22 protein-coding genes are annotated in these 23,627 nt (G+C 57.3%); 4 read left to right on the top strand and 18 right to left on the bottom strand.

The window, feature by feature from the left end:
* Positions 1-235: 235 nt before the first annotated feature.
* The 11 genes from H7B67_RS20205 to H7B67_RS20155 form a co-directional block, all read right to left on the bottom strand.
* Positions 236-1,081, bottom strand: coding sequence for a PHP domain-containing protein (locus H7B67_RS20205; RefSeq protein ID WP_185121652.1), 846 nt, complete (start codon positions 1,079-1,081; stop codon positions 236-238).
* Positions 1,068-1,976, bottom strand: coding sequence for a LysR family transcriptional regulator (locus H7B67_RS20200; protein WP_185121651.1), 909 nt, complete (start codon positions 1,974-1,976; stop codon positions 1,068-1,070). The genes H7B67_RS20205 and H7B67_RS20200 overlap by 14 nt, the downstream gene beginning before the upstream one ends.
* Before the next feature lie 153 nt (positions 1,977-2,129).
* Complete coding sequence (locus tag H7B67_RS20195) at positions 2,130-2,567, bottom strand: hypothetical protein (RefSeq protein ID WP_185121650.1); 438 nt, start codon at positions 2,565-2,567, stop codon at positions 2,130-2,132.
* A gap of 121 nt (positions 2,568-2,688) precedes the next feature.
* Positions 2,689-6,096, bottom strand: a complete 3,408-nt coding sequence (locus H7B67_RS20190; RefSeq protein WP_185121649.1) for a response regulator — start codon at positions 6,094-6,096, stop codon at positions 2,689-2,691.
* A gap of 136 nt (positions 6,097-6,232) precedes the next feature.
* The gene (locus H7B67_RS20185) at positions 6,233-6,967 is read right to left on the bottom strand and encodes a response regulator transcription factor (RefSeq protein WP_342592474.1); all 735 of its coding nucleotides are present in this window, start codon (positions 6,965-6,967) and stop codon (positions 6,233-6,235) included.
* 213 nt (positions 6,968-7,180) lie between these two features.
* Entirely contained in the window at positions 7,181-7,444 is a 264-nt protein-coding gene (locus tag H7B67_RS20180; RefSeq protein ID WP_185121685.1) for a YlbG family protein, read from the bottom strand.
* A gap of 80 nt (positions 7,445-7,524) precedes the next feature.
* Positions 7,525-8,016, bottom strand: coding sequence for a YlbF/YmcA family competence regulator (locus tag H7B67_RS20175; RefSeq protein WP_185121647.1), 492 nt, complete (start codon positions 8,014-8,016; stop codon positions 7,525-7,527).
* 95 nt (positions 8,017-8,111) lie between these two features.
* Entirely contained in the window at positions 8,112-9,884 is a 1,773-nt protein-coding gene (locus H7B67_RS20170) for a helicase-associated domain-containing protein (protein WP_185121646.1), read from the bottom strand.
* Positions 9,881-11,581, bottom strand: coding sequence for a DNA repair helicase XPB (locus tag H7B67_RS20165; protein ID WP_185121645.1), 1,701 nt, complete (start codon positions 11,579-11,581; stop codon positions 9,881-9,883). The genes H7B67_RS20170 and H7B67_RS20165 overlap by 4 nt, the downstream gene beginning before the upstream one ends.
* A 196-nt stretch (positions 11,582-11,777) precedes the next feature.
* Complete coding sequence (locus tag H7B67_RS20160; RefSeq protein WP_185121644.1) at positions 11,778-12,218, bottom strand: CBS domain-containing protein; 441 nt, start codon at positions 12,216-12,218, stop codon at positions 11,778-11,780.
* 80 nt (positions 12,219-12,298) lie between these two features.
* Positions 12,299-13,474: a M20 metallopeptidase family protein gene (locus H7B67_RS20155; RefSeq protein ID WP_185121684.1), complete on the bottom strand. Its 1,176-nt coding sequence runs from the start codon at positions 13,472-13,474 to the stop codon at positions 12,299-12,301.
* A gap of 192 nt (positions 13,475-13,666) precedes the next feature.
* Here H7B67_RS20155 and H7B67_RS20150 point away from each other — a divergent pair, with 192 nt between their 5' ends.
* Both H7B67_RS20150 and ftsW read left to right on the top strand, forming a co-directional pair.
* A complete protein-coding gene (locus H7B67_RS20150; RefSeq protein ID WP_185121643.1) occupies positions 13,667-14,011 on the top strand; it encodes a YugN family protein in 345 nt (114 codons plus the stop codon).
* A 16-nt stretch (positions 14,012-14,027) separates the two neighbouring features.
* Positions 14,028-15,236, top strand: a complete 1,209-nt coding sequence (gene ftsW, locus H7B67_RS20145; protein WP_185121642.1) for a putative lipid II flippase FtsW — start codon at positions 14,028-14,030, stop codon at positions 15,234-15,236.
* 62 nt (positions 15,237-15,298) lie between these two features.
* Here ftsW and H7B67_RS20140 read toward each other — a convergent pair whose 3' ends face one another.
* Complete coding sequence (locus H7B67_RS20140) at positions 15,299-15,679, bottom strand: Asp23/Gls24 family envelope stress response protein (protein ID WP_185121641.1); 381 nt, start codon at positions 15,677-15,679, stop codon at positions 15,299-15,301.
* A 167-nt stretch (positions 15,680-15,846) separates the two neighbouring features.
* Here H7B67_RS20140 and cax point away from each other — a divergent pair, with 167 nt between their 5' ends.
* Positions 15,847-16,905, top strand: coding sequence for a calcium/proton exchanger (gene cax / locus H7B67_RS20135; RefSeq protein WP_185121640.1), 1,059 nt, complete (start codon positions 15,847-15,849; stop codon positions 16,903-16,905).
* Between the two features lie 121 nt (positions 16,906-17,026).
* Here cax and H7B67_RS20130 read toward each other — a convergent pair whose 3' ends face one another.
* The 6 genes from H7B67_RS20130 to H7B67_RS20105 form a co-directional block, all read right to left on the bottom strand.
* Complete coding sequence (locus H7B67_RS20130; RefSeq protein WP_185121639.1) at positions 17,027-17,308, bottom strand: Fpa/YlaN family protein; 282 nt, start codon at positions 17,306-17,308, stop codon at positions 17,027-17,029.
* 166 nt (positions 17,309-17,474) lie between these two features.
* Positions 17,475-18,077 carry a VTT domain-containing protein gene (locus tag H7B67_RS20125; RefSeq protein ID WP_185121638.1) on the bottom strand — a complete coding sequence of 201 codons (603 nt, stop codon included), beginning with the start codon at positions 18,075-18,077 and terminating at the stop codon, positions 17,475-17,477.
* 132 nt (positions 18,078-18,209) lie between these two features.
* Positions 18,210-18,452, bottom strand: a complete 243-nt coding sequence (locus H7B67_RS20120; protein ID WP_185121637.1) for an HPr family phosphocarrier protein — start codon at positions 18,450-18,452, stop codon at positions 18,210-18,212.
* Between the two features lie 83 nt (positions 18,453-18,535).
* Positions 18,536-19,651 (bottom strand): aminopeptidase, encoded by a 1,116-nt coding sequence (locus H7B67_RS20115; RefSeq protein WP_185121636.1) that lies wholly within the window; start codon positions 19,649-19,651, stop codon positions 18,536-18,538.
* A 42-nt stretch (positions 19,652-19,693) separates the two neighbouring features.
* Positions 19,694-20,455 carry a hypothetical protein gene (locus H7B67_RS20110; protein WP_185121635.1) on the bottom strand — a complete coding sequence of 254 codons (762 nt, stop codon included), beginning with the start codon at positions 20,453-20,455 and terminating at the stop codon, positions 19,694-19,696.
* Positions 20,456-20,577: 122 nt separating this feature from the next.
* Entirely contained in the window at positions 20,578-22,557 is a 1,980-nt protein-coding gene (locus H7B67_RS20105) for a sensor domain-containing diguanylate cyclase (RefSeq protein ID WP_185121634.1), read from the bottom strand.
* A 417-nt stretch (positions 22,558-22,974) separates the two neighbouring features.
* Here H7B67_RS20105 and rpsD point away from each other — a divergent pair, with 417 nt between their 5' ends.
* Positions 22,975-23,574 carry a 30S ribosomal protein S4 gene (gene rpsD, locus H7B67_RS20100; RefSeq protein WP_185121633.1) on the top strand — a complete coding sequence of 200 codons (600 nt, stop codon included), beginning with the start codon at positions 22,975-22,977 and terminating at the stop codon, positions 23,572-23,574.
* Positions 23,575-23,627 lie beyond the last annotated feature (53 nt).

Below are 23,627 nucleotides of genomic sequence, written 5' to 3'. Positions count from 1 at the left end.
GCTTTCGCCCTCGGCGAGCCCCCGTTGTACGGTTTTTCCGTGCATCTCCCGCGCTTTCGCCCTCGGCGTGCGGCCGTTGCACGATTTTTCCGTGCATCTCCCGCGCTTTCGCCCCGGCGAGCCGCCGTTGCACGGTTTTTCCGTGCATCTCCCGCGCTTTCCCAAAACAAAAAAGCCCAAGCCCCGTCCACTTCGGACGGTACCTGAGCGTTTGTCTTATTTTTCCTATACGCAACTATCTGCGGGCGGCCGAACGAAGCTGCTCCAGCACGGACATCTCCACGGTCCGATTGCCGATCGGGCCATGGTAGACGCCCCCCTTGCGGGCGCCGTGGAAGTCCGAGCCTCCCGTCACGATCTTGCCCCTGGCGATCGCCAGCTGGCGATAACGCTCTTCTTGCTCCGGCGTATGATCGGAATGATGCGCCTCGACGCCGTCCGCGCCGCCGTCGAGCAGGTCCGAAGCCAGCTCCTCCCTGCGATACAGTCCCGGGTGGGCGACGATAGCCGCGCCGCCGGCATCCTTGATCCAGCGGTAAGCCTCCATCGGCGTAATGCGCGGAGGCGGGTCCACATAGGCCGCCCGGCCTTTGGCCAGATAGCGATCGAACGCCTCCTGGATGGTGCCCACGACTCCCCTGCGAACGAGAGCGTCGGCGATATGCGGCCGTCCGATCGTCTCCTCCGGGCTCTCGCTCCTCCCGGCGATCTCCCTCAGCTCCTCCATCGACACCTGGATGCCGAGCTCGCCGAGCCTAGCCAAAATCCCTTCGTTGCGGGCGTCCCGAACCTTTCTCTGGTCGGCCAGCCTGGCAAGGAAGACCGGGTCCTCGACGTTCATGTAGTAGCCAAGGACGTGAATCTCGGTTCCCTCGTAAGCGGTGCTGATCTCGACGCCCGGAACGACGGCGATGCCGAGCTTTTCTCCTTCCCGGAGCGCCTCCTCGATTCCCGCTACCGTATCGTGATCGGTAATCGCGATTCCCCCAAGTCCCGCTTCCTTGGCCATTCGGACGTTGTCCGCCGGGCGATGAAGGCCGTCCGAGGCGGTCGTATGCGTATGAAGATCAGCTTGGCTCATTCGATAATCCCCTTATATAGTCAAGTAAAACCGCGGCGTGCATCGGCAAATCCGAGGATTTGGAGCGCACGGCATAGAATTGGCGGCGGAAGGTGACTCCTTGAATCCGGACGGGCTTCAAGAGACCCAAAGCCGCTTCGTTCTTGATGGACCATACCGACAGAACCGATAGGCCGAGTCCCGCTTCGACGGCCGACTTCACGGCGCCGTTGCTTCCGAAGTCGCTTACGATCCTCAGCTTCTCCTCCAGCACGCCTCGCCGCTCCAGCTCCTCCACCATAACCTGCCTCGTCCCCGAGCCTCGTTCGCGCAGCACGAGCGGCTCCGCGATCGTTTCCTCCAGGGTCACTTCCTCCCGTTGGAAAAACGGGTGGGATCTCGGCGCGACAAGCATCAGCTCGTCGTTCATGACGGGCTCCGTAACCACCGCATCGTCGTCGGTAGGAGCTTCCACGAGGCCGAAAGCCATGCCCTGATTGGCGATGGACTCGACGATCTCCGTCGTATTCATGACCTGCATGCTGACGGACACTTCTGGATAACGAAGCAGGAACGGACCGAGCAGCCGGGGAAGCACGTACTCTCCGATCGTCAAGCTGGCCGCGAAATTCAGCCTTCCCTTCAGATTCTCCACGTACTTCGCCATTATGTGATCGGTCTCTCTCATGAGCTCGAACGCTTTGCGGGCTTGCGGGAGCAGGCAATGTCCGGCTTCGGTCAGCTCCAGCTTCTTCGTTGAACGATGCAGCAATTTGACTCCGAAGCGTTCTTCCAACGCTTGTATCTGCATGGTCACGGCCGGTTGGGTCATATGCAGCGTCTGCGCGGCCGCCGAGAAGCTGCCCCGCTCGGCAACGGTATAGAAAATATGCAATTGATGGATATTGAGCGACATCTGGTTCCACGCGCCTCTCCGACTTACATGAATGCACTTGCATTATAACATAGCTTCTCCCGTCCGCTCTCTTCTCTTGTGCGACGGGAGACCGGGCCGTATAAAAAAAGCATGCCCGCGAGGCATGCTTGTCCGATTCCGTTACCGATAAGATTATCTTCTCTTGCGGTTGTTCTTGATGAGGGTCATTCTCCGGGAATGCCTCAGCCAAGAATAATAAGTCCTTAGATCCCTCAGTTCCATCGTTTCCGACATTCTGCCCAGAAAGGTAACGACGATCATCTTATGAAGGGGGTTGCCGAGGAGGTCGACATCCTTCTCGGATACGGCGAATTCGGCGACGAAAATAAGATCGTCATCGATCGTATAGACGTCCTGTTCATGACGGTAATAGGAGACGATTCGCCCTTCTTTTAAGCACTCCCACAAATATTGGGCAATGTCCGCATAGCCCGTCTTCATGGATTCTACCCGGTCCGACCATCGGGAGCGGGCATGGTTGGTAATAATGATGTCAACAATCTTCTTGTCGCCTAGAGGAATGTGGAATGGTTCATATGTACTCCAACGCTCCGTTTGCTTGTCTTTCACCGGGTTCACCCCTCCCGAGGATAAGCCTAAAGGACTATGTTGATTGTACAAATATAGGAATATAAGTACATTCTACATCACGAATTCCCGTCGATTCAACAAAAAATTAAATAGCGACCATTCATGTTATATTCTGGTAATTCAGCCTGTTTTTCTGTTCCCACTCTATCGCCTCCAGAAGTTCCTCCAACGCTTGCTTCAGCGCCGCGAAGCCGGGCTCCCAGCGCTTATCCTGAGCCGCTTCCTGCAGGATCGCTTCAAGCTTCTCGGCGGCCAGGAACACGGCGCTCGCCGACAAATTGCCGGAGACTCCTTTAAGCGTGTGAAGCATCCGTGCCGCCGAATCCCATTGCTGCTCCTTCAGTTTATTCTCCAACCGTTCGGAGAACCCATTATATTCCATGCTAAAAGAGCGCAACATATGTCTTAAAATTTGTTCCTTGCCGTTTACGCGTGTAAGGGCATCCGGCCAATCGATCTGCCTGGCGCGGCGCGCCCATCCGTTCACGACGGCAAACAGCACGTCCGATTGAATCGGCTTCGTGAGCACGTCGTTCATGCCTACGCTCAGGCACCTTTGCCGGTCCTCCATGCGAACGTTCGCCGTCATCGCGATTACGGGAAGCCTCCACGTGTTCAGCGAGCTGCGAATTCGCATCGTCGCTTCGTACCCGTCAAGGCCTGGCATATGGATATCCATCAGAACCAGATCGTAGTGCCGTTCTTGCACCATAGAGATCGCCGACATTCCGTCTGAAGCCACTTCGACCACGTAGCCCGCTTCTCCGAGAAGCTCGCAAGCGATCTGCTGATTGATTACGTGGTCTTCGACGAGGAGAATTCGAGATGGGTCTCCGGCGGCTCGTCTCTTCGGAACCGGAGCCTGCTTGCCTCCCGTCTGTTTCTTGGCCTCCTTCTCCAGCCTGCAGCTCTCCACGACGTCCCGAAGCGCGCGGCGGTTGATCGGCTTGATCAAGGTTCGCTCCGGCCTGTCCTCTTCGTCCATCCGAAGCCATTCGTTATGGCCGAGCGGGGTCGTCATGGAGATGATCGCGGCGGATCCGGCCAAGCGGCGCAGCCTCAGCCAAGTTTCCTCCCCGTACATATCGGGCATCTCCATGTTGCAGAAAATGTAATCATAGCCGCGATCCCCTCCGCTCCCTCCTCTCAACGCTTCCAGAGCGATTTTCCAGGAATCCGCGAACTCGACGTCGGCCCGGTAAGGAAGAAGCATGTTCCTTAAGGTCTCCTGCATCAACCCGGGCCGTTCTATGCACAAAATTCTCATCGGCTCTATGATCTCTTCGACCGCTCCGTCCGCCGGAGAAGCGTTCTCGTCCTCCTTGGCCAAAGCGAAGGATAGGGCGAAGGAGAACCGGCTTCCTTCCCCTTCCTTGCTCTCCACTTCCAGACGGCCTCCCATCAGCGTAATAATCTCGTCCGAGATGACGAGTCCAAGCCCCGTCCCGCCATATTTGCGGCTTACCGAGCCGTCCGCCTGAGCGAAAGGCTGAAACAGGTTCGCGAGCTGCGCCTCCGAGATGCCGATTCCCGTATCTTTGACGGAGAACTCCAATAATACTCGACGATCCTGAAGCTCTATAAGTTCAACGCGGAAGTGAATATATCCTTTAGCCGTAAACTTTATCGCATTATTTAGAAGATTGAGCAGCACCTGTTCCAGGCGGAACGGATCCCCGACGATTCGCCGGGGCAGCGAATCCGGAACGTCGAAGATCATGTCCAGCTGTCTCGTTCCCAGAAAAAAGCTCAGGGTATCGCCAAGCTTGCGGAAGAGCTCGTCGGGCTCGAATACGATTTTGTCCAACTCGAATTTGCCCGCCTCGATCTTGGAATAGTCCAGAATGTCGTTGACGATTTCGAGCAGCACCTCGGAGGAGCTTACGATCTTCTCCATATAATCGAGCTGCGCTTCCGTCAACGAAGTCCTCTTCATCAGTTGGGACATGCCGATGATCCCATTGATCGGGGTACGAATCTCGTGGCTCATCCGCGCCAGGAACAAACTCTTCGAGGCATTCGCTTCCTCGGCCTGCTCCTTCGCCCTCAGCATCTCCGCCTGAATTCGCTTCTCGTGGCTGATCTCGCGGAACAAGCCGATATAGCCGGTGACGCTCCCCGAATTGTCCGTAATCTTGCTTATGCTCAGCAAGATCGGAATAGGCCTGCCGCTCTTCGTCATATAAATTCTCTCGTCGGTGTACGAGGTGCGCCCGCTGATCATCGCGTCCAGAAACTCGATCGTAGGAGCGATAGTACGGCCCAGCTTGCCCGACAATCGCTTGGCCTTCGCCTCGATATCGTCTTGGTCGGAAAGCTGCAGGGGGGTCATCTTGCCGACGACTTCCTCGGCCGCGTAGCCCAGCATTCGCTGCGCGGTCCCGTTGAATTGGGTGATGACGTATTTCGTGTCCGTCACGATGATCCCGTAATCGTTCTGCTCGGTAAACGCTTTAAGAGGATCGAAGGAGTTCCGCAGCTGGGCGACCATGGCGTTCACGGAGGCGGACAGCGCTCCGATCTCGTCCCGCACTTCGACCGGAAGAGGCGGAATATGCAGATTGCCCGCCGCGACCTCTTCCGTCGCCTTGACGATCGCCTCGATCCGCTTGAACGGCGGAGTGATCAGCAGGAGAAGCAGCAAGGACAGCGCCAATTCCGTGATCAAGCTGATCGCGACCGTTCGAAGAAGAAGGGCATGCAAAGGCTTGAACAGCTCGTCCGTCGAGACCCGCTGCACCAGGCTCCATCTCGTGTCAGGAATTTTGTAGGCGAAGAGCATTCCCGACGGAATGTCCAGGCGAGCGCTGTCTTCGCCTCTCAAAGCCGTTATGATGCGCTGCCGCTGCTCTAAAGGGAGAGGGGAGGCTTGTTCCGACGGATTCAGGACTTCCCCTTGAGCGTTAATAAGGCTGAAATCCGCGTATGACGCGTCCTTAACGTCCCGGAGCAAGCTATCCTTCGTCAGTTCCTCGAATAGGACGTCCAAACGAAAGGAAACCCAAAGAACTCCTTTAACCTGACTTCGATAGTCGATGACCGGATGGAACACGCTCGTTATCCGAACGCCGTCTTCGTTCTCCGGAGTTGGGGAATCGACCAGGCTTGTCTGGCCTAAAGTCGCTTTATAGAAGGACGGATCCGCCGATAGATCGAGCGTTTGGCCGTTCGTCAGCTCCAGCCGCCCCGACAGATCGCTATAGCCGAGGGATTCGATCACGTCCCCCATCCGGTTCCGTTCCTCGCGCAGGAACAGCATCCGATCGAAGTCGTCTCCGTATCGAACGGCATAGCTTTCGGCATCGGCTTCCGTCAGCTTGAGGAACGATCGTATCAGCAGCCCGAGGGCATCCGCCTGCGTGGCGGCCCGGACGGCCGCATTATCGATCTGTTTGGAGCGAATGGCCGATTGAGCGGTCTGGTAGTAAACCAATCCGCAGACCAGAGAAGTGACAAGAGTAGTAACGAGAAGCAGCAGCCATGTTCGCAGGCGCAAGGATTGGAGCATCGTTGCCCTCCCTTCGGTAAATGTCCGTAGATGTCGTCGCAACTGCATATCCTTAAAGCAAATTCCCCTTCGCATGTCGATTTACGCTGCCTCCCGGGGCAGCCGACCAACTGGGACGAAGGGGTTGGATTGAGATCTATTCGAGGTTCAGCTTATACCCGACGCCCCAGACCGTCTTGATAAAATGGGGCTCCTTCGGATTCAGTTCCAGCTTCTTGCGCAGATTCGTTATATGGACGTCAATGGCTCGATCGTTCACGTAGGAGTCGATCCCTCTCAGGGTGTTGATCAGCTCGTCTCTCGTAAATACCCTTCCGGGATACTGGAATAACAGCTTCATCAGCTCGAATTCGGAGAACGTCGTATCGATCGGCTGTCCGTGAACGGCAAGCAATCTTTTCTGCAGATCGAGCGTGATCCCGTGATTCGCCGACATCGGCTCCATGGCGGCTCCCGCCGCGACGTAAGCGCGGACGTCCGTCTCCGCCGCAGGCGCGGAAGGCTTGTACCGCCTGACCGCGACGCCGATTCTCGCCTTCAATTCCTGCATGCTGAAGGGCTTGACGAGATAATCGTCCGCGCCGGCATTCAAAGCCCGCACCCGCTCGTTCACCTTGGAATTCATGGAGATAATAATAATAGGCGTGTCCGAATAGGCTCTTACTTTCTCGCATAGTTCTATCCCGTCCATATCGGGGAGCATGAGATCCAACAAGATAACGTCCGGGGCAAAGCTGCTAATGGCATCGATGCCTTCTTGACCGCTCTCTACACGACATACGGAGAATTCCTCATCCGTCAAATACATGGATATCATCTCTCCGATGATCTTCTCATCTTCAATGACAAGAATTTTGGTCAAGGGAAGCACCTCGTTAAGCAATTTGTTTCGATTCTTAAAAATTCGCTAACATTTGTTTCACATTTATTATATCGGCAGCGGAAAATGATGTCTACATTGCTCGAAATTATGTATTTCGCTGAGAATATCCGGTTAGAGAGCCAAATTTGTTTATAAATTATGAAGACAACAAAAAACCTCGCCTGGCAAAGGCGAGGTGTTCCGATACGATATAATGCCGGCTTACAGCCCGTAAAAACGCGTCTTATCCGGCACGTTGCGCTCGTATTCCGTCTTGATCTCGTTCCGGAAGGAACGCTCGATCTTCTTGACGTAAGAAAGACGCTGGAGATTCTTGAGCGTCTCCTCCGCCACGTCCGAATTGACGTAGAGCACGGCATAATGCATCTTGCGGGAAAGGTAGTGCAGCGTTCCGTATTTGTCCAGGCCCCTGGCCGCTTTCCAATCGCTGTACCAAACGATGAAGCCTGTCCGATCACCGAACATTCTCGTTACGCCGATCTCCGGTTCTTGCGTTGCTTGCGGGATAGGCTCCGGCGCCTGCTCCCGTTCGATCGTATCGTCCGTCATCCGCATCCGCCTCCGCCGCAGGAGCAGCTTCCTCCGCTTCCGCAGCCCTTCGGATTCGGATCGTTATCCGGCACCTTGATGCTGTCGGAAACGGACCGCGCGATCGTCAACGCCACTTCATGCAGCAAGCTGTCGACCGATTGCTCCGCTTCTTTGAACTTTCTGACCGGCTCGATTCCGTCGAGCTTGGCCTGCACTTCGTATACCCGCTCCAACGCTTCGTTGTAGCTGGGGTGAAATCGTCCGAACCGTTCGCATTCCGCGAACAGCTCCTTCGCTTTGGAGAATTCGCGGGTCAGCTCCTTCACGTCCTCGTCGCGATCCACCTGTGCCTTGTAATAAACGTATTCCGCCGTAAGGGCGGATTGCTTGATCAATTCTCCCAGCTCGTAGGCGCGGGACAAGAGCGTCGCCATGTCAGCGGCTTCGCCTTCGAGCAGGCCGTCCGTCGCAACGACCTCGGGGAGGTTGTCGGAAACTCCGATCATGGTTGCACCCCACCTTCAGGATCATTTCGGCTAATGCGAAACTCCATTTTCATCATACCATAATAGGCGTTTCGGTCAACGGTTAAAGTTCGCCTTCAATATGGGGACGGAAGCTCCAGCTTGATTTCGTTTATTCGGTCCATCGGCAATTCCACGATTTCGGCTTTCGCCGGCGAATCGGCATTCCCTGCCCGCGCTCGGCCCACGACCGTCCAGCTCTCGCCGCGGCGTTCCATTCTCTCCGGAATGAAGGCGATCTCGTCCTCTTCCGTTCCGATCCGCAGCGACGTTCGCCAGGCGAGCGCTCGCTCCACCATGTCCTTGCGCGTAGAAACATGATAGCTCCTCGATTGGGCAAGCCAAGCCGCGGGTACGGACGGCAGCCCGGGGAACAGCTCGCCTTGATGCGGGAAGGATCCGTCCAGCTCATAATCTCTCAGGGGATCCGGACGAGGCAGCCAATGGAAAAGCTCAGGTTCGCCCCCCGTATCGCGATCGGCAATCGCGACGCTATCCGCCGCGGATGACGGCGAACCGCGGTGCCAGTCTTCCAAAGCGCCTCGGACCATTCCCGGAATCGGCTCCTGCGTCGCGCGCTCCAATACGTCCACGATACGCTCCAAGGTATAGCCTAGCCGCCGCGCCCGTTCGCAGGAATTCCGCGTCAGCCGGTACGTGCTTACGGTATCCAGCGCGATTCTCTCGCATACCTCTTCCAATTGCCAAAGAACTCGAAAAGGGACTCCCGGCGGGACGATAAGCTCGAGATCCGATTGCAGGTAAACCGGTTCCCGTTCGGTCATGCGTGAAGCGGGGGGATGCATGCTTAGGGAAATCGCGGGATCGATTCTCCAGCGGAGAGTCCGTTCTCCGCCAATATGGCCCTGCTCGAGCCAGCCGAAACCCGCGGCCAATCGAATCCACTCGTCCCACCCCGCTTCGCGCGAATTCCTATTCGAAAGGCCGAAAGCATGGAGCAGATCTTTCTCCCGGTACCATTGCCGGGGCTCCAGACCGCTAAGCGAGAGAGCCGCGAAATGAAGGCCCGGTTCCAGCGGAGCGTATCGATTCACGATCATCGAATGGAGAACGGAGTCGAGGTCCTCCGTCGTTCCGTCCAACCAGCCGAGCCCTTCGCCGGAGAACGCCTCGACCGAGCGCGGTCCCCTGCCGAGGATTCCCAGTTCGATTCCCAACTCGATCGCCAAGGCAAGGGGAGCGGGCGGCATGGCCCCTTCCTCGGCCGCGCTTCCCGCGAGAGGCCGAAGCTCGTCCGAAGCCGTCTCCATGGCCGCGGCGAGTCTCGCGACGTTGGCCTTGTGCGGAACTCCCTTCGCCGTCAGCGGGAAGCCCCGATGCCGAATGCCCGCCCAAGTCTTTAGAAGCCGTATGGACAGAGGACTGCGGCCATGGCTCGGCACTGCCGTCAGCCGCTCTTCATCTTCATGTTCAAGAGGAACGAGCTCGTCGGCATAAAGAACGGAATGCCAAAGCCCGACAAGATCGGACGGAAGATAAAGCAGCCGATCCCCCCAACGCTTGCGCGCCGCGAACAGGATGCCGTCCAGCCTTAGCCGAAGCAAGGCGACGCGGAGCTCGGCGCCCGTCCAGAGGCCCTCCATCTCCGTGAAGGCGAGAGATTCGGCTTCCGCTTCGGCGAAAGGCCGGGCGCCGAAGCGCCGCAACAGCCACTTCAGCATATCCCGGGCCGCGGGAGTCGCATTCGCCGTCCACTTTCTTGCCCACACCCGGTCGAGCGCCTTCTCCAAAGGACGTTCCGCCGACAGCCGATCGGCGATAAGCGGGTGTGAGATGAGCCGCCCGCGCAAGCTCTCCGGAAGTCTGGACATCGTCTCCTCGAGCTTCAAGTCATCGCCTCTTCCCCGGCTATCGCCTCTTCCTCGAGCCAATCGATTTCGTATTCGTAGCCCTGCTCGAGCAAGAATCTCTGTCTGCGCCGCGCGAATTCGATCTCGTCCGTCTCGTCGCTGATCAGGGAATAGAAATACACGTCCTGGCCGTCGCGCTTAGGGCGCAGAATCCGCCCGAGCCGCTGCGCTTCTTCCTGGCGCGAGCCGAAGCTGCCGGAGATCTGGATCGCGATGGCGGCATCGGGAAGATCGACCGCGAAGTTCGCCACCTTCGACACGGCCAGGACGCTGATCTCGCCGCGGTTGAAGCGATCGAACAGCTTTTGCCTTTCCGACTGAGGGGTGCTTCCCGTTATGATCGGCAGCCTCAAGCCCCGGGCAACCGAGTTCAACTGGTCCAGATATTGGCCGATGATCAGCGTCGGCTGTTCGGGATGGCGGGACAGGAGCCTGCGAACCGCTTCGATCTTAAGAGGGTTCTCGCCGGCGATGCGGTGCTTCTGCCGTTTGGTCGCTTCCCGATACTGGAAGGCCGTATTCGGCGCAAGCGGAACTCTTACTTCCAGGCACGAAGGCTTCGCGATCCAGCCCTGCCGTTCCATGCTCCTCCAAGGAGCGTCGTAGCTCTTCGGTCCGATAAGGGCGAAAACGTCGCCTTCCCTGCCGTCTTCCCGTACGAGCGTGGCGGTCAGCCCTAAACGGCGGGTCGCTTGAAGATCCGCCGTCATGCGGAAGACGGGAGCCGGAAGCAGATGAACCTCGTCGTAGATGATGAGACCCCAGTTCCGATCGACGAATAACTTCCAATGAGGATAAGCGCCTCCCTTGGACTTGCGATGGGTGAGGATCTGATAAGTGGCTACCGTAACGGGCTTTACGTTCTTGCGGTCGCCCGTGTACTCGCCGACCTCGTTCTCGGTCAAGGTCGTGTTCCTCAGCAGCTCGCGAACCCATTGGGACACCGATACGGAGTTTGACGTCAGAATCAGCGTTTCGCATTGCAGCTTCGCCAAGGCGCCCATGCCCACCCACGTTTTGCCGGCGCCGCACGGGAGGACGACGACTCCGCTTCCCCCCGCTCCGTTCTTGCCCAAGGCGAACGCCCTTACGGCATTCTCTTGGTAATCCCGCAATCGAATGGTACGTCCTTCTTCGTCCTTCTCCTTAAGCTTCACGGGAAGCGCTTCTCCCAAGCGGTAACCCGCTTCGTCCATCACCGGATAGCCCAAGGCGATCAGCTCGCGCTTCAGCCAGCCTCTCGCTTCTTTCTTGACTGCTACGGTCAAGCCGTCCGGCTTCTTCAGCCAGCAAGCCTCCAAGCTGCTGTTGGCCATCAGCTGCTTAAGCAGCCCCGGGTCCTGAACGGCGAGCTCAAGCTCGTCGCCTCGCGTTCTCAGCCTCAGGCTTCCGTAGCGGCCCATAAAATGGCGAATCTCCTTCACGAGAAGGGCTGGAAGGCCGTACCGGGCAAGATTCCCGAGCCGCTCCAAGACGGTCTCCGCCGTCCACCCCGAAGCGGCCGCGTTCCACAGGGAGACGGAGGTGACCCGGTAGGTATGCCACTCTCCGGGACGCTTGATCAATTCGGCGATTTCGCGGAGCAGCTCCTGGGCCGCATCCGCTTCGGGATGATGGTCTTGCATCATGATCGTGCCGTCGGATTGAATAAGCAAGGGACGGGACACCGTGGACATAACTGGATCCTCCTTACGAAATTCCGTTCTGTCCCCATGATGTCCATTTTCAAAGCCGATTAAGCCTCCCGCCTGACGAACCGGGCGACAAGCTACATTCGACGCGATTCGATTTTCGCCCATAACCGGCAAATCCTTTCCCGGCTCGGAAGAGCGCAAGAAAGGATTTGTCGGAATTGCCGTCCGGAGGGACGTATTATTGGATAAAATTCGGAGTCTGCGTTTCGTGGCTGGAGATCGCGCTCAGGGCGTCTCCCGCTTCATTGACGAAAATCTCCCTCATCGCCAGGTCGCCGAGAGACACGATTCCGACCAATTGGCCGTTCTCCACGACCGGCAGCCGGCGAATCTGGTTAGCCGCCATGATCGCGCTCGCCTCGTCGACCGAGAGATGCGGCGAGATCGTCTTCACGTCCTCCGACATCACCTTCGTCACGGATTCGGAGCCGGAATGCTTCTCCGCGAAGCCGCGAATGACGAGGTCGCGGTCGGTAATGACGCCCAGCAGCTTGCGTCCTTCGAGAACCGGGACGAAGCCGATGTCGTGATCCCTCATCAGGATCGCGCATTCAAACAGATTGTCTTTGGACGAGACGCACTGACAGTCCTTGCTCATAATATCGGATACTTTGCGCATCGGGCAGCCGTTCCTCCCTAACTAGAATAATCAATCGAATCTAGTGTGCCTGAAGGAGGCGGCGAGCATGCCAAGCAATCTTAGGAATGCGAATCCCTCGCCGAATCGTCGGCGACGGCGACCAGCAATCTCGCCGCGTCGAGCATGGCGCGCTCGTCGATATCGAATCGCGGGTGGTGGTGCGGGAAGGAGCTTCCGTCCGCCGCTCCGGCTCCGACGAAGAAGAAACAGCCCGGCACTTCCTTAAGGTAATAAGAGAAGTCTTCGCCGGCCATGACGGGATCCATCCTTCTCGCTTCCCCGATGCCGTCCAGCCCCCCGGCGATCCGAAGCACCCTCTCGGCCTCCGATTCGTCGTTGACGACCGGCGGGTATCCGAACACGAAATCGAAGCTTGCCTTGGTGCCGTGCATGTCGGATACGTGCCGGACGACCTCTTCCAGCCGGCGGCTTACGTACCGTCTCGTCTCCTCGTCGAAGGTTCGCACCGTTCCCGCGAGCAGGCAGCGTTCGGCGATCACGTTGTTGGCGGTGCCCGCTTGCAGGCGTCCGACCGAAACGACGGCGGAATGCAGCGGATCGACGTTGCGGGAGACGATGGTCTGGAGCGCCGTCACCATATGGGCGCCCGCGACAATGGCGTCCACGCTCTGGTGAGGAAGGCCTCCGTGTCCGCCCTTGCCGGTCACGACAATCTCGAATTCGTCCGGCGAAGCCATGAACGGCCCGGGTCTCGTGGCGACGACGCCATAAGGCAGCGGCGACCAAAGATGCACCCCGTAGATAGCGTCGACTCCTTCGAGCGCCCCGTCACGGATCATGCCGATCGCCCCGCCCGGCAGCACCTCTTCGCCCGGTTGGAACAAGAACACCCTCGTCCCGGCGGTCTCCGCTTGATGTCGGCTATAATAGCAGGCGACGGCGAGCAGCTCCGCCATGTGGCCGTCGTGTCCGCAAGCATGCATGACGCCAGGCACGGAGGACGCGTATTCGACCGTCTTCTCGTCTTGAATCGCGAGCGCGTCGATGTCCGAGCGAAGCGCGATGGTCCTTCCCGGCAGTCCCCCGACGAGCCGAGCCACGATTCCGGTGCCGGCTACTCCCCTTCTAACCTGAAGCCCCCAAGACTCGAGCTTATCCGCAAGCCAATCGGACGTCCGATACTCCTTAAACGACAGTTCCGGGTGGCGATGCAAGTACCGGCGCCATTCAATCATCTCGCCATGCAGCGACTGCATCGTGTCTTCTCTAATCATCACGGCGTCGCACCTCTCTCGCATTCCAATTTGTATCTTATTATTGTAACAGAAAATCGTCCGCCTCTGAACTCCCCCGGAACGGACTCGAATGTGCGCCCTTCCGAAGCACATAGGCTTGCAGAAGGCCATTAAACCGTCTATGATGGAGGGTACATAAGCTTGTTTGCATTTTCCAAAGGAGGAACCTTAATGATTCTCGAAAATACGGGACTGCAAGGAATGAAGAGCGATCTCGCTCATTTGGACCAATCCGGGGAGAAGCTGGGCTTCGTTCGCTGGCAGTGGGAATACCGCCGCGCTACATACGACTTGAAGCTGGTAGATTCCGCGAGCAGCAACGAATACTTCCTGCGAATCAACACCCGCGCCGTGGAAGGCAAGCTTGAGAATCCGGACGCGATTCTGCAGATCGAGCACGTGTATATCGGCCGCGCCACTTTCCCGCACAGCCTCGAGTACGAGAGCCCGGTGCCGCCGGCTATTCTTGACGTAGCGAACCAACGGGTTCAAGCCTTGAAGCAGCTGCTGAGCTGAGCAACCGGTTACAAGAATGAGAAACCCCACGGGAGGCCAGAAGGGCGCTCCGGACTTTCTGTTGCTGATCTTGACGCTTCTGCTTGTCGGATTCGGACTCGTCATGGTGTTCAGCGCCAGCTCTAGCATGACCGTCGTATCCAAGAAGTTCGGATACGACGCTTTGTATTTTACCAAGCGTCAAATCATGTGGGCCGGGTTGGGAACGTTCGTCATGCTCGTTCTCATGAACGTTCCCTACGCGAAGTACAAGAAATGGTTCGCTCCGTTTCTGTTTCTGACGACCCTGATGCTCATGGTCGTTCCGTTCGTCGCCTCGGAAACCAACGGGGCACGAAGCTGGCTCGGCATCGGAGGCCTCGGCATCCAGCCGACCGAATTCGCGAAGATCGCCATCATCCTCTACTTGGCGGCGATCATTACGAAGAAGGAAGACAAATTCCGCGAGTTCAAGCGCGGGCTTCTGCCGGTCATGATCGTCGTCGGCTTCATATGCGGCCTGATCATGCTGCAGCCGGATTTAGGCTCCTGCGTCGTTCTGATTCTGTGCGCGGGCAGCATCATCGTCGCCGGGGGCGCCCATCTGAAGCAATTGGCGATGTCGGCCGCCGTCATCCTTGGGATCGCAGCCCTTCTCTTCAGCCTTTATCTTCTGACGAATCCGGACTTCGACGGCGATTACCGGATAGCCCGCTTCACCGCCTTCCTCGATCCGATGGCGGATAAAGAAGGCGCCGGCTATCAGCTCTTGAGGTCGCTCGAAGCGTTCGGACACGGAGGCTTCATGGGAACGGGGCTCGGGAACAGCGTGCAGAAGCTGTTCTATCTGGATTACGCGTATAACGACTTTATCTTTGCTATTATTGCCGAAGAGCTTGGCTTCTTCGGGACGACCCTGTTCCTGTTGTTCTTCCTGCTGTTCCTGTGGCGCGCGCTGATCGTCGCTCTGCGGTGTCCGGATAACTTCGGAACGCTGGTCGGAGTCGGCATGGTCTCGCTGATCGCCATTCAAGCGTTGATCAATATGGGCGGCGTCAGCAGCGCCATTCCGTTGACGGGAGTCACTCTTCCCTTCATCAGCTACGGAGGCTCTTCCCTGCTCGCGCTGATGATCGGGATGGGCATTCTGCTCAGCATCTCAAGGGAGTACAACCGCGAGGTGCGGGAGCCGAGCCGGCAGTCTTCCGAGCCTAGGGCGGCAAGATACCAAACGGTCCGCCGATAAAACGCAGCAACGCCTCTTGACCATTCCGGTGTCAAGAGGCGTTGTTTGTTGCCCGTATGCGATTATTTCACCCGGTGCGCTTCCTCGGGCTCGGCTTCGTCCTTGAAGGCGACTCCTTCGACCTTGACGTTCACTTCGACGACCCGCAAGCCCGTCATATTCTGTACGGCTTCCCTGACGTTATCCTGCAGGCGAACGCCGACTTCCTGAATCGGAATTCCGTACTGCACGACGATGCGAAGATCGATCGCGGCCTCGACTTGACCGACTTCGACCGAGACTCCCTTCTGAACGTTGCGGCCGCTTAACCGTTTGGCCAGACCCTCGGAGATTCCGCCCGACATCGCGGCGACCCCCGGCGTTTCCAGCGCGGCTAAGCCCGCTATCGTGGCGACGACATCGTCGGAGATCCGTACCAAACCCTGCTGCAGCTCATCTGTCATTGGCGGCTCACTCTCCCGAATAATGGATGCCTTTATTGTAATGGAATAAGGTTCCGCAAGCAACTGCGGGACATCTTCGGCCAGATTTTTACTTGAGCGATTCGAATAGGATATAGTACTATTAACCAGAATAAGCTACAACCTATTTCCAATAGAGGTGTCCGCCGTTGAAGAAGCTTTTCTTCCCCCTGCTGGGGGTTACGTTCGTTCTGAGCGCCGTTGCCCATTATGCGCATTGGAACACGACTTTTCAATTTATCGTCGCCGCGATCTGCGTCGTCTTCGTCGCCGGGTTCCTCGGACAAGCCACGGAATCGGTCGCCCATTACGCCGGCCAGCGGCTGGGCGGATTCCTGAACGCGACGTTCGGCAACGCGGCCGAGCTCATTATCGCCATCTTCCTAGTTAAAGAAGGATTGTTCGATATGGTCAAAGCCAGCTTGACCGGCTCGATTATCGGCAACCTGCTGCTCGTGCTCGGCGCAAGCGCCTTGGCGGGAGGCTTGAAGTTCAAAGAACAGAAATTCAATATCCATCTGGCGGGACAGAACTCCACTCTAATGCTCCTCGGAGTCGTCGCCCTGTTCATTCCGGCCGTCTTCGTGAAGTCGGAGCATCTCTCCGAAGACGACACCCTGACGCTTAGTCTTATCATCGCCGGAGTCATGATCGTCGCTTACGTCGGCTGGCTTATCTATTCCATGATCACCCATAAGAGCATGCTGGAGGATCACGTGGAGACGAACCCGGACCACGGCGAGACCGCCAAGTGGTCCCGCGGCATGTCGATCTTCTTCCTGGTTCTCGCCACCGTCATGGTCGCCTTCGTCAGCGAATGGCTGGTCGGCTCCGTCGAAGTCTTCTCCGAGAAATTCGGCTTCTCCGAGCTGTTCGTCGGCGCCTTCATTGTCGCCATCATCGGGAACGCCGCCGAGCACAGCGCCGCGATCATGCTGGCCATGAAGAACAAGATCGGCGCGGCCGTGGAGATCGCGGTAGGCAGCAGCCTGCAGATCGCCCTGTTCGTCGCCCCCGTGCTGATCTTCGTCAGCCTGCTGTTCGAACGGCACATGAACATTCTGTTCTCGACCATAGAGATCGCCGCCATCGCGGTCGCGGTGCTGATCACCTCCTCCGTCTCCCGGGACGGACAGACGACCTGGTACGAAGGCAAGCTTCTGCTCCTCGTCTACGTCGTGCTCGGAGTGGCCTTCTTCTTCGTTTAACGATAAAGGACGCCATCTTGCTCACCATCCGCAACAACAAAAAGCCTTGGCTAGCGTCGCCGCAGCCAAGGCTTTCTTCATCTCCGTACCAAATCCGTATCGAGAAAGGACCAAGCTCTATTTATTGCGCCATAGCTTCGTAGAGCAACGCTAAATTGCGTTCAAGCTGCATGACAAGATTCTTGCCCGCGCCTTCTTCCACAAGCCCCGCACGCACCGCAAAATCAACCGCTCTTGAGAAGCCGTACATCTGCGTGTCCAGCACTTCTTCATATAGCGGGCATTTGCGGGTCGCCAGATTCTCCATCTGAATGGCGATCAGTTTCTCGATTTTGTCCGCATCTTCCTGCAGAAGACGAAGCGCCTTCTGATTCAGGTGCTCCATGACATCCGATGAAGCCATCCTAACTCCCCCTGTGCCCAAACTCGCAAAGTATAGCTATCTCTTTCATATTAGACGAAAATAGCTCGGAGCACAAGGACAGGAACCCCTTTCTATCCGGTTAGTTTGCGATATTTGCGTATTCCGGGAAGAAAACCGATGGATTGGCCAACGGTTTTCGCGCGGCTTACCACTTTCTGGACGGCATCTTGCGCTTCCATGCCAGCCATGCGAGACCGATCAGGAGGAACGCCGCCGCCGCGATCGCGGCATCCTGGTTGACCGTCCCCGTAATTTCCCTCCAATGCTCGCCGAGCAGCGTGCCGACCAGCAGGAATACGCTAGTCCAGAGCAGCGCTCCGATGGAGGTGTATAACAGGAACGTGCCGTATGGCCTTCTGCTAGCTCCGTATAACAAAGCCGTGGCATGCCGAACTCCCGGCACGAAGAAGCCGACTAGCAGAAGCGGCTCTCCCCAATTCTCCAGTCTCGTGATGAGCCTCTCGAGACGATCCGCGCGCAGCAGCCGGCCGATGAACCCTCCGAACAGCCTTTTCCCCACCTTCCGCCCGACCCAATAGCTGATCGACATGCCGGTGACGCTTCCGCAGATGGCTGCCGACATCGTGAGGAATAGGTTCATGCTGCCTTGAGAGATCATATACCCCGACGCCGTAAGCAGCAATTCGTCGGGAAACGGAACGCCTACGATGCCTAGGGACATGGCTAGAAACAGCCCCGCATAGGAGTATTCGAACACGAGGCTCAACAACGGGTCGGTGATGGACACGGATACATCCCCCTGATCTGTCTGGGTGAATTTGGCAATCGCAAACGGGATAAAAACCCCCGTCCATGACGGACGGGGGCGTTCGGATCATGCACCAGCCATATTCGATTCCATGCCGTTAAGCCGATGCGCTTAGTCTACAATCGTTACGTTCAGATTGTGCTTCGCGAATACGGTGGCAAGCTCTGCCTTGGCTTCTTCGGCATCCGGACCGTGAACGTGCAGTTCATAAGCATGTCCGCCTACGAGCGTCGTGAACAGTCCGAGAATGCTCTTCACGTCGATGTACTTGTTCTCGGCTTGGAGAACGATGGAAGAGCGGTATTTGTTAGCAGTTTGAGATAATTCCACGATAGCTGCGTTATTGTTGGACATGGAAATCCCTCCAGATAATAGGGTGGTCAATTTCTTCCCTCATCATACCTTGACTTGCCCTGCCACGCAAGTAGGAAAACGCTTTATTTTAGCGCATCCGGGTTCAATCCCTTAAGTTCCGGGATAACGAAGAGGCCGTCCTTGCGAATGAGGACGTCATCGAAATAAATTTCGCCGCCGCCGTAGTCCGGACGTTGAATGAGCACGAGGTCCCAGTGAACCGAGGAGCGGTTGCCGTTGTCGCAATCCTCGTAGGCTTGGCCGGGAGTAAAGTGAAGGCTTCCCGCGATCTTCTCGTCGAATAGGATGTCCTTCATCGGATGAAGGATGTAAGGATTGAAGCCCAAGCTGAATTCGCCGATGTAGCGGGCGCCTTCGTCGCTGTCCAGGACGGCGTTGAGGCGTTCCGTGTCGTTCGCGGTCGCTTCGACGATCTTGCCGTTCTCGAACCGGAATTTGATGTTCTCGAAGGTGAAGCCGTTGTAGATGCTCGGCGTATTGTAGGAGATCGTGCCGTTCACGGAATCCCGGATCGGGCAGGAATACACTTCGCCGTCCGGAATGTTGCGCTCGCCGGAGCATTTCTTGGCGCCGATGCCTTTGATGGAAAAGGTCAGGTCGGTGCCCGGAGCGACGATGCGGACCTTGTCCGTTCTTTTCATGAGATCCTGCAGCGGATCCATCGCTTTGTCCATCTTGCCGTAGTCGAGATTGCAGACGTCGAAGTAAAAGTCCTCGAACGCCTCCGTGCTCATCCCCGCCAGCTGCGCCATCGAATCGTTCGGGTAGCGAAGCACGACCCACTTCGTGCGCTTGACCCGTTGTTCCATGTGAACCGGATGGCGATGGATGCTTTCGTACAGCTTGATCTTCTCCGAAGGAACGTCTCCGAGGTCGTTGACGTTGCCGCCCGCGCGGATGCCTATGTAACCTTGCATGCGCTGCATGCGATTTAGATCGTATTCCGCCCACGTCTTCATTTGGTCTTCCGTCGCATTCATAAGAAGGGTTCTCGTGACCGACTTATCTTCAATCTCGACGAACGGGTTCCCGCCTCTTTTGGCTACTTCTTCGATAAGGGCTTTGAGCAGCTCTCTCTCCGAACCGATCATCTCGATAAGGACGTTATCTCCCGGTTGAACGTTTACCGAATAGCCCGCCAGGTTGGCGGCAAGTTTCTGCAAGCGCGGATCGCGCATGGGTCATTCCTCCTAGCTCTGATAAAACTCGATGATTTGGACTTACTTGGTTGCAGCAACATCTTGTATTGTACCACTGTCCGCCTTCCGCTCAAAGTTCGTCTCCGAAATTCTCTTCTCCGAATAACGTTTGCCCGCCAGCGTATAGCTCAGCACCGACTCTTCCGACAGCTTCTTCGGGAACCAAGTCCGCCGATCCGCCGTCCAGCGGCACGACGTCGTTACGCTTAGGGATTTCAACGCTTCTTCGAGCACGCGATTCGATTCCTCGATCTTAAGCTTGGCCTGGGAGATCGTCGTCCCTTGGCTATCCGCGATCAATACGCCCGTCTCCTCGGCCACGGCTCTCATCTGGTTCCGCAGCTCGTCTCGAATGCGCCGCCGCGCCGCCTCCGGATCCAGCTTCATCTCCAGCACAACCTCGTTCGGATTGCTCGCCGCCGCCTTCACCTCGGAGCTGCCGGATTCCACGTAGGAGACGAGAGACAGCGGATGGCTCCAGTACGAGGAGGAAAAGGACGAAGCGGCCGTGCCTTCCCAAGCCAGCGCCGCCGGCTTATGCCCGGTTACTTCCCCTCTGTAGCCGGCTTGATCCGCTAAGCGGCCGTCGGGATCGTAAGCCGACAGCCGTCCGTCGAAGGAGAAACGGTCCGTGCCGGACAACGCGGAGGCGGACAGCGCGAAGGCAGCCTCTGGCGACAGCTTGCCGCCGATCGCGCAGCCCGCCGCCCCGAGCAATCCCGCTCCGACAGCCCCGATTCCCGCCGCTTTGGCCAACCGTACCATTCCGCTTGCGAGAGACATCGCTCCCACTCCTTTTTCCCCATAGGCTCCGCAAGCGCGATCGCAGGTATGCATTCGATTCCCAACCAAAAAAGCCTTCCCCGGGAATTCCCGAAGAAAGCTCTCTTTGAACCTTGCCGTTCTCAGCCGATCGCGACGCTATTCCGGCCGTTATTCTTCGCCTCGTACAAGGCCATATCCGCCCGGTAGAACAGCGTTTCCACGCTGATTTTGTCGTCCGAGGCCGTCCATTCCGAGAGGCCGCAGCTCACCGTCACCTTCGGATTCGTCTCTTCCTCCACCCTCAGGCGGATTCTCTCGGCGACTCGCGTCGCCTGCTCCATCGTCAGCCTGGGCAGATAGATCGCCAGCTCTTCGCCGCCCCAGCGGGCCGCGATGTCGCTGTCCCGGATGGCGGACCGGATGATCGAGCTGACTTGAATCAGAATCGCGTCGCCGATCTGATGGCCGAACGTGTCGTTCACTTTCTTGAAGTGGTCGATATCGACGAGAATCAGGGATCCGTACGCATCCTGCAGCAGCTTGCGGTGGATTCGTTCGTTCAGGTAATGCCGCGCGTACAACCCGGTTAAATTATCGGTAATGACCATGCGCCTTACCTCGGCATGAAGCGACGAATTCGAAACCGCCAAGCCGAGATGGGCGGACAAGATCTGCAGCAGCTTGTAATTGTCGTAGGAAAAATGGTTCGGCAAGGCATGGGCGACCATGACGGCTCCGATCACTTCGCCGTTCAGCAGCAGCGGAGCCGCGAGCAGAGAGCGGGAGTCGGTCACGTCCATCAGTTGGGAGGCGACCGGCGTGGCGGTGCGGTAGTCCGACAGAATGATCGGCTCCTTCGTCGTCAGCATGACGCCGCAGAAGCCGTAATCCTTGTCGAACAGCTCGTTCGTCAAGCTCGGCACGTTCGACGACATGACGATAAAATGGCCGTTGACGCGGTCAAGCTGAAGAATAAAGCAATAATCCGCCTTAAAAATCGAAAGAAGCTCCGACGTGGCGAATTGCATCGTATCGGATAGCTTCAGGCTGCTGTTGAGCCTCTGGGTGAGCTCGTTGATCAGCCGCAGCTCTCCGATCAGCGTGTTCGCTTGCTCGTGAAGCTTCGCTTTCTCGAAGGCGCCCCCCGCTCCCTCGGACAGAGTCTTCACGAAGCGAAGATCGCTGTCGTCGAAGTTGCTCGCCGCGACGTCCAGCAGGAGCACGCCGTAGACGCCTTGCTTGCCGGTTAGCGGCAGCGCCAGCCGGCGGCGCGAGCCCTCCGACTCCTCCCGCATCTCGCCTTCCATAAACGCCTTCCAGCAAATGTCCATCTCCTGCTGGTGGAAGGCCAGCGGCTTCACTTTCTCGTTCGTGCTGCTGTAATCCTGCGACAGGAACAGATCGGTCCGGCTCATCGGATAAACCTGCTCCAGAATATCGATCACTTCCGAAAGAACGCTCTCCACGTCAATGTGGTCGTACATGCGCCGCAGGACGTCGGCGAGAATCTCCCGGCGGTGATCCTCCTTCTGCGACGCGTTATTCTCTTGAAGCAGATCCTTCACGAACAACAGCTCGAATCTGCTGTACAGGCAACTCCGGTAATGAAGCGCGGCGGCTTGCAGCAGCTTCAGCTCTCCCGCTTGAGCCATGCCGGCGGGAATCAGGCTGGCAAGGATGGCGCAGGGCAAGCCGGTCGATCTCGTAAAGATCGGAACGGCCAGCGAGTCGAAGCCCCTGAGCTGCGGCGATACATGCTCGTCCGCTTTAAGCAGCGTCGGGCGGCAGGTTTGGATCGCTTCGCTGACGGCGTTGACGCCCAAGGACGATTCCTTCCAATCGGCGGGATACGGGCTTGACTCCTCGCATCGCTGCCATGCCACCTTCGTTCCGTCGGGGTGAATCAAGAGGAAGGGATAGCTGGGCTGCCAAGGAAAACCTTCGATCTGATCCAGCCAATCCCCGAAGCTTATCGCCAGCAGAGAATGGATATAAGGCAGATCCGATTCGGCCAAATCCTGTCTTTGTACCCAGAGCGGAAGCTCGTTAGGAGTTCGGGACGGGTGATTTTTTGTCTGATTATGTCGAATGGAATCGTACATGCCATCTGATTGAACCATCCCTTGCACCTCCTACTAACTTCGCGCTGCAACAATAACTTTACTATACAATGAATACAGGAATTTTGCACTATGCCGCCTTTGAAAATAGAGGGACCAGAGAAGGAATTTTCGATTTGAAAGGACGGCCTTGTTCCTGTAAGCGGTTACCATAATTTGGCCAAGGATGGCCGGGTTCTCCCGGCGTTCCGATCAACTCCGTCTTGACTTCATCTCCCGGAATCGTATAATATAACTTGTTGAATATTGGGCTAAGAGTTTGTGTCACCCTCACGGGCGATCCACCGGCGGGCTGCGGCTGAACATCCCTGCCGGAACCGATGGAAGACAATCGCTTCTTATTCGGTTCGGAGAACCCGGCGCAACGATACCCCATTTTCAAAAATAACTTTTTTTGAAAAAGGAGTTTGCACACTCATGGCACGTTATACAGGACCCAAGTTTAAACTCAGCCGTCGTCTCGGAATTTCCCTTTCCGGCAACGGTAAAGATCTGAAGCGTCCGTTCCCTCCGGGACAACACGGCGCTAACCAACGCCGCAAAGTCAGCGGCTACGGCCAACAGCTTCTCGAGAAGCAAAAGCTTCGCCACATGTACGGCCTGAACGAGAAGCAATTCCGCAACTTGTTCGACCGCGCATCCAAGCTCAAGGGTAAGTCCGGCGAGAACTTCATGTTCCTTCTGGAAAGCCGTCTTGACAACCTCGTGTACCGTCTCGGCTGGGCGAACTCCCGTCCGGGCGCTCGTCAATTGGTCTCCCACGGCCACGTGACGGTCAACGGCCACAAGGTCGACATCGCTTCCTACACGGTTCAAGTAGGCGACGTCATCGGCCTGCGCGAGCGCAGCCGCGGTCTGAAGGCTATCAAGGAAGCTTCGGAAGCTCGTCACCACATTCCGGCTTACCTGGACTACAACGCTACGACGCAAGAAGGCAAGTACATCCGCCTTCCTGGCCGCGACGAGCTGTCCCAAGAAATCGAAGAGCAACAAATCGTCGAATTCTACAGCCGCTAATCGCACCGTAACGAAGAACACCGGATTCGCCTTTCGGCGATCCGGTGTTTTGT

It is taken from the genome of Cohnella thailandensis, from assembly GCF_014212135.1.
Lineage (GTDB): Bacteria > Bacillota > Bacilli > Paenibacillales > Paenibacillaceae > Cohnella > Cohnella thailandensis.
Note: the sequence above shows the minus strand (reverse complement) of the source record. Positions and strands in the feature narration are given on the sequence as shown.

Excerpts from the sequence above, each read along its gene's own strand:
- H7B67_RS20155 (WP_185121684.1), bottom strand. The coding sequence starts at position 13,474 with ATGATTAGAGAAGACACGATGCAGTCGCTGCATGGCGAGATGATTGAA.
- H7B67_RS20130 (WP_185121639.1), bottom strand. The coding sequence starts at position 17,308 with ATGGCTTCATCGGATGTCATGGAGCACCTGAATCAGAAGGCGCTTCGT.
- H7B67_RS20120 (WP_185121637.1), bottom strand. The coding sequence starts at position 18,452 with ATGTCCAACAATAACGCAGCTATCGTGGAATTATCTCAAACTGCTAAC.
- rpsD (WP_185121633.1), top strand. The coding sequence starts at position 22,975 with ATGGCACGTTATACAGGACCCAAGTTTAAACTCAGCCGTCGTCTCGGA.
- H7B67_RS20205 (WP_185121652.1), bottom strand. The coding sequence starts at position 1,081 with ATGAGCCAAGCTGATCTTCATACGCATACGACCGCCTCGGACGGCCTT.
- H7B67_RS20105 (WP_185121634.1), bottom strand. The coding sequence starts at position 22,557 with ATGGTTCAATCAGATGGCATGTACGATTCCATTCGACATAATCAGACA.
- H7B67_RS20115 (WP_185121636.1), bottom strand. The coding sequence starts at position 19,651 with ATGCGCGATCCGCGCTTGCAGAAACTTGCCGCCAACCTGGCGGGCTAT.
- ftsW (WP_185121642.1), top strand. The coding sequence starts at position 14,028 with ATGAGAAACCCCACGGGAGGCCAGAAGGGCGCTCCGGACTTTCTGTTG.
- H7B67_RS20160 (WP_185121644.1), bottom strand. The coding sequence starts at position 12,218 with ATGCGCAAAGTATCCGATATTATGAGCAAGGACTGTCAGTGCGTCTCG.
- H7B67_RS20110 (WP_185121635.1), bottom strand. The coding sequence starts at position 20,455 with ATGTCTCTCGCAAGCGGAATGGTACGGTTGGCCAAAGCGGCGGGAATC.
- H7B67_RS20165 (WP_185121645.1), bottom strand. The coding sequence starts at position 11,581 with ATGTCCACGGTGTCCCGTCCCTTGCTTATTCAATCCGACGGCACGATC.
- H7B67_RS20180 (WP_185121685.1), bottom strand. The coding sequence starts at position 7,444 with ATGTTCGGTGATCGGACAGGCTTCATCGTTTGGTACAGCGATTGGAAA.
- H7B67_RS20150 (WP_185121643.1), top strand. The coding sequence starts at position 13,667 with ATGATTCTCGAAAATACGGGACTGCAAGGAATGAAGAGCGATCTCGCT.
- H7B67_RS20175 (WP_185121647.1), bottom strand. The coding sequence starts at position 8,016 with ATGATCGGAGTTTCCGACAACCTCCCCGAGGTCGTTGCGACGGACGGC.
- H7B67_RS20200 (WP_185121651.1), bottom strand. The coding sequence starts at position 1,976 with ATGTCGCTCAATATCCATCAATTGCATATTTTCTATACCGTTGCCGAG.
- H7B67_RS20190 (WP_185121649.1), bottom strand. The coding sequence starts at position 6,096 with ATGCTCCAATCCTTGCGCCTGCGAACATGGCTGCTGCTTCTCGTTACT.
- H7B67_RS20140 (WP_185121641.1), bottom strand. The coding sequence starts at position 15,679 with ATGACAGATGAGCTGCAGCAGGGTTTGGTACGGATCTCCGACGATGTC.